A 12,094-nucleotide genomic window follows, 5' to 3' on the forward strand; every position below is an offset into this window, starting at 1 on the left:
ACGTCTGTACAAGAGATTTTAAACCAATACATCAATAAAATTGAAGGTAATGTTACTTACGACGGTACCAATTTCAATTATTATGATGATAAAGGTGTTTTACAAATCATCGATATCACGGATATAGTAAAGGCAGCTGAAACCACAACTACTTTGGTAAATAATGCAGATGGAACCTATACCTATACCAACGAGAAAGCTTCGACAACCGTTATTGATATTCCTGCAAGTTTGGTAAACAACACCAATCAAGAATTTAATGATTACATCACAAATCTGATTAAAGAGAAACAAACCTTAACAACTTTGATTGATGTAGTAACACCAGGATTTGATCAAGATGGTCAAGAGATCGATGTACATACGCTGACATATACGGATGAAAAGGGAATTGCTAATCCGATTGATATTTCGGTATTGGTTAAAGGAGTAGAAACCTTAACGACAATGACCTATGATCCGGTAACACATTCGTTAATCTATACCAACGAATTAAACATTGAGACGAAATTTGATTTAGTTGATATGGTTGGTGATATCGAAACCTTAACCAAGTTAGAGTTGGATATTGATGAGAAAAAATTGGTATACACCGATGAGAACAAGGTTGTTCATGTTTTGGACTTGGCACCAATTATTCAAGAACCGTGGTACAGTACGACAACCAATCAAGGAGCTATTTCGAATACCGATAACATCTACACTAAAGGATGGGTTGGAATTGGATATACTACACCATCCGATGTTCCTGACGAAAAATTAAGGGTTAACGGTAGTATCTCTACGGTAAATAGTAATTATGCGGATTATGTATTTGAAGATTATTTTGATGGTTTTTCGCAGATAAAACTCGATTATAAATTCAAAGATTTAGATAGCGTAGAGGATTTTATTAAAACCAACAGACACTTACCGGGTATCACACCTATTCATGATTTGGTGAAAACAGATGCGGGGTATGCGTTTAATCTATCTGAACTTTCTATCCAACTTTTAGAAAAAACGGAAGAATTGTATCTACACGTGATCGATCAGAAAAATCAGATTGAGCAAAAAGATGCACAAATTCAGAAATTAGAAGAGGCTAACCAAGCTGTTCAGGATCGTTTAACTAAACTGGAATCTTTACTATTAAACAAATAGTAAGCCTAGTAATCTAAAACTCAAATCAGATGAAAACTCAAATATTTAGAAATATATTTCACACGCTTTTGGTGCTGGTAATACTGACTTTTTCAGTACAGCGTTCGTTTGCACAAACGAACATGACCAAAATTAAAGATGGTACGGTGTCTGGAACACCCAATACGCCCGTTTTAGGTGCCGTCCTTGAATTAGAGAGTAATAATAAAGGGTTTTTGACCCCTCGATTAACCGCAAGCCAACGTGATGCTATTATACCGGCGAACAGGGTTGATGGTCTATTGATTTACAATACCTCTACGGGGTGTTTTAACTATTGGAGCACAGTACAATCGGTATGGTTGAGCCTCTGTGGAACACCTCCACCGGCAGTAATTAATATATCGACGGTTCAGTGTAATGAAGTGGTAGTCAACGGAATATATAAACAAGGGGAGTTTTTAAATACAAACAATACCTTAAATATACCCGTTTCGGTTACTCAAGCGGGTACTTATGAGGTAAGTGCATCGACGAATAATGGATATTATTTCTCCGTATCGGGAACCTTCCCAACTACAGGGTCTTATATGTTGACACTGAATGGCGTAGGTACGCCAAACAAAGGGTATAACACGGGTGAATCAGGTGATGAGTTGAGTATTGTACTAAACAACAGACCCGCCAATTGTAAGCCTTTTGTATTTGTTGAAAAAGCCAGTGTTGATTTTGTAATAACTTGTGCTAATATCCAATCACAAGGTAATTACTATATTGGAATGGCTCTTAATGATACCAATAAATTAAAAGTTGCTGTCAATGTAACGAGTACTGGATTTTGGAGTATCAATACCAATGTATTAAATGGATATTCTTTCGCTGGAACTGGAAACTTTACAACGGTGGGAGCTCATACTATTGAATTAACGGGTACAGGTACGCCTTTGGCTTCGGGTACGAACCAGTTTAATTTGTCGTCAAATGCCTCGAATGCATCGAGTTGTTCTAATATTCCGGTAATAGTAGCACCGGTTAAATATTCAGTGGATTGTAGTGAAGCGGTTATCAACGGTTCTTATATGCAAGACGTGGCTTTAAATACTTCTAATACGATTTTGTTGAAAGTGAATGTATTGGCTACTGGTAAGACAACCATTACAACGAACACCGTATCAGGAATTACCTTTACTTCTGGTGTAGTGAGTTTAGATGTTCTAGGAGAACAACTTATTACTTTAACAGGAACGGGTACTATTACTGGTGCAAATGATATCATATTAGGTATTACAGGTACTCCAGGTTTAGAAGCGCCTTGTAATATAACCATACCAATTGCTGCACAACCAGTAAATTATGCTATGAGTTGTAGTTCGATAACGGTTAATGGAAGTTATGCTCCTGAAACCCCAATGATTGCTTCTAATACCATGACGTTAAATGTGACGGTAACCTATCCGGGTGCTTATAGTATAACAACCAATACGGTTAACGGTATTAGTTTTACGGGTACGGGTACTTTTAGTACTACAGGTGCACAACCGGTTACTTTAAAAGGATCGGGAATCCCATTAGCGGGTGGTGCATTCAACTATACGATTACAAGCAACAGCAGTAGTGGTGGAACCAATTGTACGAAGAGCATTACGTTTGTTTATAGAACGATGAATGTTTTGGGTGTTGGACAAGGACTTTATGCTCCTGGAACAGCATCGAATTCTGAAGCAGCTAGAGCAATTATACAAAATAAGAACAGTTTTGGACCTAGTGGTAAAGTACAAATTGAAGATATGAAAATCTTTAATAATGGATTGAGCCAAGGTGCGACCTTAAGAAATAACATCAATAACAATAAAATTGATATTATCGTATTGTCTTATAACTTCTTACCAAATGCTGCAAGTATTGAAATATTAAATGATTTTGTTAAAAACAAAAAAGGAGTATTGATTCACTCTCAGGAAAATAGTGCTTCAAGTGTTCAAGACTTAATCAATAAAATTTCGGGTGGATCCGTTACTGTAAGTGGTACGGGAACTACGTATCAAAACCCAATCCTAAATGTTGCAGACCCAATTCTTGAGGGACCATTTGAAGATGTTAGAGGAAAAGCAGGCGGATCTGACGTGAATAACTCGTACTATGTTACGAACTATCCGTCAAACATGACGCTTCTAGCAACTCAACAAGGAAATGCAGCCAGAGCCTGGATGTTAAAACACAATACTTTAGGGTATGTGTATGTAGGTGATGCAGGTTGGATTTCAGGGACACCTTCCAATACTTCAACGACAATTTGGCCAGCCTATGTTACAACTACTGGGTTACCATTGTCTAAATCTTATACAGGAGGTACGGTTTACAACAGTTTACTTTATGCCAATACCATGGCATGGGCAGTGAAATATGTTCAGGAAAATACCATTGTTACTTATAATGTACAATAACATTTACAAAGAAAACGGGAAGGAAATTCCATTCCCGTTTTCCTTTGAACCGATTCAGTAACAAGGAGGTTATTCGGGTTTTCTATTCCATACCACTCAAGTGCGATTGACGATTGTCATTCAAAAAAAGTAGTTGCTGCAGTAGAAAACCCTGGAATAATCCCGACCAAACAAAATAAGATATGAACCGAATTATAAAATACAAACTTTATGCTGGATTGTTGTTTGTTGGTATCTCTGGATATTCGCAAGAACAAGCTATACTGGTAAACGTGGGCGATGTTTACATCTCACCCAAAACACTAGTGACCACATTGATGGATTTTGACAATACCGAGACGGCTGTTTTGTATAATGATGGAGATTTTTATTTACAAGCTTCCTTAAAAAATAATGGATTGTTCACCTTTAACGAGGTCAATAAAACGGGATATACCATTTTTGAAAGCCCACAAAAAGAAAGTCAACGGATCTCAGGCAAACAACAGTTACAGTTTTTTGATGTATTGTTTAATAAGACAATTGCCGCTACGGGGATTGATCTTAAAAATGACATCAGTATTTCTGGAACGGCTAATTTCACCAAAGGGGTTGTTCATATAGATTCCTTACAAGGAGCTTTGGTTTTTGAGAAATCAGCTAAAGCAATCAATACACACAATGGTAGTCATGTCAATGGTGAAGTGGAAAAAAAGGGAAAGGAATCTTTTGAATATCCAATTGGAGACGGTCTTTTTTATAGAAAAGCAGTAATCAGTGCACCCAAAGATATTGCTGATAATTTTGCGGCTAAGTACTACTTTAAGAAAGCAACTTTCGGGCGACCAAGCAGCAGTAAAGCAGGCGTGATTTTAGATATCGATGAAAAGGAATATTGGACGATACAGCAAAACCAAACCAAAAATGATATTATATTAACCTTGTCTTGGGATGCCAACACGACTCCAAATCACTTATACACCAAGGCAGATCAGAATTTGCATATCGTACGTTGGGATGAGCAAGCTAAAATGTGGGTAGATCAAGGGGGTATTGTAGATGTAACCAACAAAACCGTTACGACTCCAACCGCAGTAGACGGATATGGGATCTTTACGTTGGCTACTGTTAAACACGACCTGATCTTAGAGGGAGATGTGGTAATCTACAACGCGGTAAGTACTAATGGCGACGGAACAAATGATTATTTCTTAATTGACAACATTCAAAAGTATCCGAATAATACCGTGCAAATCTTCAATCGTTGGGGAGTTAAGGTTTTTGAAACCAAGGCTTATGATACTACAGGTAATGTTTTCGCAGGATATTCAGATGGTAAAGGAACCATCAATAAAAATGAAAAATTGCCAACAGGAACCTATTATTATATACTGACTTATGAACATACCGATGCCAACGGATCCAATATGATTAAAAAAGCGGGTTATTTGCATTTGGAGAATAACTAGGAATTGATAATGCTATCTTCAAAATAAATTTATACAGATTCATAGATACCATTTTGACTATCGCAAGACCAGATGATTTAAAATACAGACAAAATACTTGCTTATGAAATTAAATAACTTACTTAAGACCGTTGGAATAGGGCTGTTTTTTCTGAGTGGATTCCAACACTTATATGCACAACAAGATCCGCAGTACACCCAATATATGTACAACACGGTGCAAATTAATCCGGCTTATGCAGGATCTCGGGGAGTCATGAGTGTTTTTGGTTTATATCGAACACAGTGGGTAGGCCTAGACGGGGCTCCAAAAACGGCTAATGTTTCTATTAATACCCCGCTAGGCGATTCCAAAGTGGGATTAGGGGTGTCGTTTAACAACGATCAAATTGGGGCGATGGACGAAAACAATATTTCAATTGATTTGTCGTATACGATTGATCTAAGCCAACGATTCAAACTGTCATTTGGGGTAAAGGGAACGGCCAATCTATTAAATGTTGACTATACCAAACTCAACATTTACAATCCCAATGATGTGCAATTTCAGGAGAATATCGACAATCAGTTTTCACCAAATATTGGAGCGGGGCTTTATTTGCATTCCGAAAGAACGTATTTTGGTTTTTCGGTACCCAATTTCTTAACCACAGATCGGTACGAAGACAATACGGTTTCTACGATGAAGCAAAAAATGAATTTCTACTTGATAGGAGGGCATGTATTTGATTTAAGCCCAAGTTTAAAATTCAAACCGGCATTTTTAGCCAAGGCAGTAGCTGGCGCTCCAGTGCAAGTAGATGTGACAGCAAATTTCTTGTTTCTTGAGAAATTTACTGTAGGTGCAGCTTATAGATGGGATGCTTCTGTCAGTGGATTGGTTGGATTTCAAGTAACAGACGGCTTATTCATAGGATATACTTATGATACCGACACCACGAAACTGGCTCATTACAACTCGGGATCTCATGAGATTTTTATGCGATTTGAACTGTTCAGTCGCTTTAACCGAATCACATCACCGAGATTCTTCTAAAACGAATTTTTATGAAAGTCAATATAAAAAATATACTCTGGGGAATAAGCCTTCTCCTTACTACGACGTTGTATGCACAGGAAAGACGCGCAGACAAGAAGTACGATCAATTAGCTTATATCGACGCGATCAGGATTTATGAAAGGGTCGCTGACAAAGGATATCACTCGCAGAAGTTGTATCAGAATATAGGGAATTCCTATTATTTCAATGGAAAGTTAGCGGATGCCAATATATGGTATGGGCAGCTGTTCGAACTGCCAGCAGCAGATAAAATCCCTACGGAATACTATTATCGTTATGCGCAAACCTTAAAAGCAACAAATCAATATGCTAAGGCAGACAGTTATTTGGAAAAGTTTGCGGCACTTGAGGTAGAAGATTCTCGATCGGTGATTTTTAAGGCAAACAAAGATTATTTAGCCGAGATAAAAAGAAATTCCGGGCGTTATTCGATGGAGCGATTCCCTGTGAATACACCATTTTCGGACTACGGGGCAACGGTATATAACAAGCAATTGATCTTTACCTCTTCACGGGATAAAACCGGTTTTTCTACACGTATACACACGTGGACTGGCGAACCTTTCACGCGTTTGTATGCAGCGGATTTGGGTTCAGATGGAAAGGTGGGGCATCCCAAAATCTTTGCAACAGAGGTGGCATCGATGTTCAATGAATCGACACCGGTTATCTCAGCAGATGGTAATACCATGTATTTTACGCGTAATAATTTCCTCAATGGTGAACGTAAAATGGATGATAAGGGAACAACTTTGCTGAAAATTTATAAAGCAACTTTGGAAAATGACCGTTGGACCAATGTGCAAGAATTACCTTTCAATTCCGATCAGTTTAATACCGCTCATCCCGCTTTAACTGCGGATGGGAAATGGTTGATTTTTGCGTCCGATCGAGAAGGTACTTTAGGACAGTCGGATCTGTATAAAGTAGCCATAGGTGCACATGGAACCTTTGGGTATCCGATTAATTTAGGAGCCCAAATTAATACAGCTGGAAGAGAGAGTTTTCCATTTATTAATGCAGATAACGAATTGTATTTTTCTACAGATGGACGCCCAGGTTTAGGAGGCTTGGATATCTATGTCACGCAAATGCGTGAAGATCATACCTTTTCTGAGGTCTACAACTTGGGGGAACCAATCAATGGATCTGACGATGATTTTGCCTATTATATAGATGCTCAAACTAGAAAGGGCTTTTTTAGCTCCAATAGAACAGGGAATGATGATATTTATTCGTTCAATGAACTGAAACGCATCTCATTGGATTGTAAACAAATGATTTACGGACAGATTTACGATCAACCTACTGCAACCAAACTCGCTTCGGCTCAAGTTACTTTATGGGATGTTGATTTTAATAAATTGGCAGAAACCACTTCCAATGCTAAAGGCGAATATGCTTTTAAAGACTTAAACTGTGGTACTCGATATCGTGTTAAAGTGGTACTTGAAGATTACAATACCGCCGAGGTGACGGTAAATTTACCATTGATTACCGATAAAACGCAGGCTGATTTTGGACTCGAGAAAAATAGAGTTGAAATTAAAAAAGGGGACGATCTGTTTAAAGTACTGAAATTAGAACCGATTTATTTTGACTTTGATAAAGCAGAAATTCGACCGGATGCTCAGGTAGAACTGGCTAAAATTGTGGAGGTTATGAACGAATATCCCCAAATGGTGATCGATGTCAGATCGCATACAGATAGTCGTGGGAATGATAACTACAATTTACGGCTTTCTGATAAAAGAGCAAAAGCTACTGCAAAATGGATCGTCGAACAGGGGATTCTTAGCAGTCGAGTAATGAGTCGCGGATTTGGAGAAACAAAACCGATCAACGCTTGTGTGAACGGAAAATCTTGTACAGAACAACAACATCAAGAAAACCGCAGAAGTGAATTTATTATTCTAGAGATGTAAAGAGATAAATTATTATTTGATCTTGCATAACTAGTATAGAATAGCTTTAGACTTTTTTTCGGAAGAGCTAGAGCTATTCTTGTCTTTGCGAATTTTGTATCGTCCAATCAGCGGGTATTCTTAAGTGAAGTTAGATCCAATTCTCGAAAGCAGTTAGAAACTCTTTTCGATTGGAAAATGATACCGCGCCCAAAATGCCAGTTAAAAGTGTATTGATTTTACACTTTATAGTCGTCTTAGTATCCATCCTTTTTATTTTATTTATTCGGTCCTTTTACATAAAAAAACGGGACTCGCATCGTTGTGCCTAATAACGATTTTTTGCAAAATAATCCTTCAATTTTTAAAAAAGTCCTATTTCATTGACGGCAATCGTCATACGACTATTGAGGTCGAATAATAAATCAAAATAATCTTTAATTTATTATTGTATTCTTTAATAAAGCTATAAATTTATATGGTTAATAAAATTTAAAGCTGTTTTAGCATGAGATTTATTGGGCGATATACCTATAATGCATGTTTAGGACCTATCTATACTATCCATGAAACAATTTTTATTACTGAACTTACAGGGAATTAAGAAATTACAGTTTCGAGAAGTGTTAAAAGTGATTATTGCAGTATTTGCCATACAAATTGTATTGGTTTTACTAAATATATCTCTATATATATGCTTGATGCCCTGTATGTTAATCTATTTATATAAGAAAAATATAAATGACAATTTCCTTTTTAAGGAAGAATATTTACCGATATTTATTAATTTCACCATCTTTCTATTAATTCTTATTGCTAACTTATTTCCCCATAATAACTTGGTGATGTTAGCAAACATCGGCTACTTGACTTACTATACCATTCGTATTAGTCTAGAACTTAAAAAGCAGCGACAACCCTCGTTATATTCCAATTCGAAAAACATTATAAGCATTTTTAATTATTTCTCTGTTTTTGCAATTATAGTGACCGCAGTGCACTTTGTCGAGATGAATTATAAACGGATATTTGGTTTTAATATCTATGTTATTTTTATAGGGATACTCGCCATGTGTATGGTTTTTGGTCTGCTGTTTTTAAAAACATTTAAAAAGGAAATACGGGAAGAAGAAACGCATACGGAAGATTCCGGTAGATTGCTTTTGGAAGCGGTTAAGAGCAAACAGCCAAAATATAGGTCAACGAGTAAAAACCCGTTAGCCAATCAAATAATCCTTTTTTTCGAAACCTCAAACCTCTATTTAAACCCTGATTTTACCCTATTAGATCTTACAAAAGAATTGGGGTGCAGCCGTGCTGAATTATCTGATGTGCTAAATCGCGAAATGATGATCGGCTTCTATTCCATAACAGCGATGTATCGCATTGAATATGCTAGGGAAATGTTAGTGAAGAAAGAGAACTATACCATAGAAACTTTGATGGTTGAATGTGGGTTTCAATCCAAATCAACTTTTAATAAGTACTTTAAAGAATATGTAGGAGTAAGACCCTCTGTATATCGCAAGCTTAATTCAAATTTTGAAAATTTTAAAAAGAGTAAGTAATATGGATAATTTGTATTTTATAATATTGAGCAACGTCCTATTGATTTCCTTAGTAAATATTTATTTTAATCGATTGATCTATCACGGTCAAACCTATTACTCTGTACAATTTCTGTTCTTGTCTTTTATTATGATTCACAGTATTTACATCTGTGTGGTCCGATCTTTTCTTCCAGAGTCTGATTTTACAAATATAGGTGCACCTTTTGGACTGTTCTATGCGCCGTTTTTTTTTATAGGAATATCTGTTCTAATCGATGATAGATCAAATGTTGTACAAAATATTTGGAAACATTTCTTGCCTGGATTGATATTTACAGTGTTTTTTATAATACTGTTGCTATTTGGAGATCAGTACTTAATGCTGAAAAAAGTGTATTTGATCACTATGTATGGATTGACTTGTATACAAATGGTACTGTATTGTATTTCAGCTTTTATGAAGTTTAATAGCGCGGTCACGGATAAGAAGTCCATTGCAGTGATGAGTCAATCAATTATTTTAATGTTGTCTACGGCCCTTATTTTTTTATCATTTGTACTCAGTGATGCAAAGGAAAAATCGAACACATTTAATAGCTTGGTAGTTTATGTATTGATGCTTGGAGCCGTAATGATCTTATTTAGATATAATCTGTTGATATTGGTTAGAAAGTTTAATTATTACAAAAAGAGCTATACGGGGCGTATGTTTTTTGATTATAATAAAGGGGAGGACATTTTTTTGGAAAATGAAAAAGTCGACTTAGCTCAAGAGGTGATTACACTAGATGAAGACGAAAATATTAAATATCAAAAATCGAGAATTTCAGAAAAAGAAATTAAGAGTTCGATCGACAAATTGAAGAGAATCATGGCAACCAAAATCTATTTGGATTCCGATTTAACTTTGGATTTGCTTGCTAAACAGATGAAAATTCCCAAATACCATCTAACACAAGTATTTAATTTGGGAATGCAGTCAAACTTTAATAAATACATCAATACTCAGCGGGTATTGTATGCCGTCTCATTACTGGACGATCCCCATAATCAAGATAAAATTGAAGAGATCATGATGCAAAGTGGTTTTAATTCTCGTTCCTCTTTTTATCGGGCTTTTCATCAGCATTACGACCTCTCACCAGCCGACTATAGAAAAGCAAAACGAGATATCAAGTAGAAATTGGGGACTAGTAAGTAGTCCCCAATTGGCAGTATCTAATTAGCTACTTCCATTTTTACCTTTTTATTTTTTATTTTTTGATCCGCTAAAGTTTTTAGCATTTGTGCAACTTTACTTCTTCTGACAGCCACATAGGCCGCTGTATCTTTGACTTCTATAATTCCGATATCGTCTTTGTTGAGTTGACCTTTTTTCATAAGATATCCAACAATATCAACTTTATTGACTTTATCCTTCTTTCCTGCACTGATATAAATAGTCTGGAAATCGGTGGCGACAGGAACTTTAAAGCGTCCTTCCAGATTTTCAGTAGCTATATCTTTAGGAAGGAATTCGAAATTCTCTTGCTCACTCATAACCAGGTATACCACTCCCTTTGCGTTCATACGAGCCGTTCTTCCATTACGATGGGTAAAGGCACTTTCCTTATCCGGTAGTTGGTAGTGTATAATGTTTTCAACTTCTGGAATATCTAAACCGCGTGCCGCTAAATCAGTGGTAATGAAAATCTGGACACTGCCGTTGCGGAATTTCAACAAAGAACGCTCGCGTTCATCTTGTAACATACCGCCGTGAAAACTCTCTCTTGCAATTCCTTTATCACTTAAAATAGCACTAATACGATCAACCGCATCACGGTGATTGCAGAATATTAAGGTACGTTTGTTGCCTATCTTACAGATCAATTTATATAAATTGTTGAGTTTGGACTCCGAATCTGTGATGACTTTTCTAAAAGTTAAGTCAGGCTTAACTTCAACGTCATCTAAAAAATTTAATTTCTTATGATTGATCAAACCCGCAAAAGAAGGGACCTTTTCTAAATTCGTGGCAGAGGTAAGTATACGTTGTTTGAGTCCCGATAATTGTTCTATAATATAGGACATATCATCCTGAAAACCCAATTCAAGAGCTTTGTCAAACTCATCTAAAACCAGTGTATGGACTATATTAGCATCAAAGCTATTGTTTTCAACATGGAAGGCGATCCTACCAGGCGTACCTACTAATACAGTAGGAGCTTCGATAAAATTGTTCTCTTCGATCTTGGTCGAGTGACCGCCGTAACAAGAATTGATTTTAAAACCGCTACCCATCGATTTAAAAACCGACTCTATTTGTAGGGCAAGTTCCCTAGATGGAACGATTATTAAAGCTTGAACACCTTTTACTGAAGTGTTTAAATTGCGTAAAACCGGAAAAAGAAAAGCCAAGGTCTTACCAGATCCCGTAGGAGATAGCAGCACGATGTCTTGATCGTTTTGTGTGGTTTTGTAAGTTGTTTTCTGCATCGGATTCAAGTCTTGAATCTGTAGCTTTTTTAGGATAGTATCAAATTGCATGGGACAAAGGTAAAGTAATAAATTTTAGTAGCATACTATT

The 12,094-nt window shown here is 36.5% G+C and carries 7 protein-coding genes and 1 pseudogene; 7 read left to right on the plus strand and 1 reads right to left on the minus strand.

Annotated features, from left to right (window positions below; all coding sequences use genetic code 11):
• From L1275_RS11120 to L1275_RS11150, 7 genes and pseudogenes are all read left to right on the plus strand, one after another.
• Positions 1-1,143: pseudogene (locus tag L1275_RS11120) on the plus strand (hypothetical protein); the annotation flags it as partial.
• Between the two features lie 29 nt (positions 1,144-1,172).
• A complete protein-coding gene (locus tag L1275_RS11125) occupies positions 1,173-3,566 on the plus strand; it encodes a hypothetical protein (protein ID WP_253472953.1) in 2,394 nt (797 codons plus the stop codon).
• Between the two features lie 182 nt (positions 3,567-3,748).
• Positions 3,749-5,014 carry a gliding motility-associated C-terminal domain-containing protein gene (locus tag L1275_RS11130; RefSeq protein WP_253472956.1) on the plus strand — a complete coding sequence of 422 codons (1,266 nt, stop codon included), beginning with the start codon at positions 3,749-3,751 and terminating at the stop codon, positions 5,012-5,014.
• A gap of 103 nt (positions 5,015-5,117) precedes the next feature.
• Positions 5,118-6,050, plus strand: coding sequence for a type IX secretion system membrane protein PorP/SprF (locus tag L1275_RS11135; protein WP_253472959.1), 933 nt, complete (start codon positions 5,118-5,120; stop codon positions 6,048-6,050).
• An 11-nt stretch (positions 6,051-6,061) separates the two neighbouring features.
• The gene (locus tag L1275_RS11140; protein ID WP_253472961.1) at positions 6,062-7,999 is read left to right on the plus strand and encodes an OmpA family protein; all 1,938 of its coding nucleotides are present in this window, start codon (positions 6,062-6,064) and stop codon (positions 7,997-7,999) included.
• 545 nt (positions 8,000-8,544) lie between these two features.
• On the plus strand, positions 8,545-9,546 hold the full coding sequence (locus tag L1275_RS11145) for a helix-turn-helix domain-containing protein (protein ID WP_253472964.1): 1,002 nt from the start codon (positions 8,545-8,547) through the stop codon (positions 9,544-9,546).
• A 1-nt stretch (position 9,547) separates the two neighbouring features.
• The gene (locus tag L1275_RS11150) at positions 9,548-10,708 is read left to right on the plus strand and encodes an AraC family transcriptional regulator (protein WP_253472967.1); all 1,161 of its coding nucleotides are present in this window, start codon (positions 9,548-9,550) and stop codon (positions 10,706-10,708) included.
• Positions 10,709-10,746: 38 nt separating this feature from the next.
• On the opposite strand, the gene L1275_RS11155 is transcribed toward L1275_RS11150, so the two are convergent.
• Positions 10,747-12,054, minus strand: coding sequence for a DEAD/DEAH box helicase (locus L1275_RS11155; RefSeq protein WP_253472970.1), 1,308 nt, complete (start codon positions 12,052-12,054; stop codon positions 10,747-10,749).
• Positions 12,055-12,094 lie beyond the last annotated feature (40 nt).

The sequence above is a fragment of the Flavobacterium sp. HSC-61S13 genome (genome assembly GCF_024171535.1).
In the GTDB taxonomy this organism is placed as follows: domain Bacteria; phylum Bacteroidota; class Bacteroidia; order Flavobacteriales; family Flavobacteriaceae; genus Flavobacterium.

What these genes read in the sequence shown, in the direction of transcription:
- L1275_RS11125 (WP_253472953.1), top strand. Translation starts at nt 1,173, where the DNA reads ATGAAAACTCAAATATTTAGAAATATATTTCACACGCTTTTGGTGCTG.
- L1275_RS11130 (WP_253472956.1), top strand. Translation starts at nt 3,749, where the DNA reads ATGAACCGAATTATAAAATACAAACTTTATGCTGGATTGTTGTTTGTT.
- L1275_RS11135 (WP_253472959.1), top strand. Translation starts at nt 5,118, where the DNA reads ATGAAATTAAATAACTTACTTAAGACCGTTGGAATAGGGCTGTTTTTT.
- L1275_RS11140 (WP_253472961.1), top strand. Translation starts at nt 6,062, where the DNA reads ATGAAAGTCAATATAAAAAATATACTCTGGGGAATAAGCCTTCTCCTT.
- L1275_RS11145 (WP_253472964.1), top strand. Translation starts at nt 8,545, where the DNA reads ATGAAACAATTTTTATTACTGAACTTACAGGGAATTAAGAAATTACAG.
- L1275_RS11150 (WP_253472967.1), top strand. Translation starts at nt 9,548, where the DNA reads ATGGATAATTTGTATTTTATAATATTGAGCAACGTCCTATTGATTTCC.
- L1275_RS11155 (WP_253472970.1), bottom strand. Translation starts at nt 12,054, where the DNA reads ATGCAATTTGATACTATCCTAAAAAAGCTACAGATTCAAGACTTGAAT.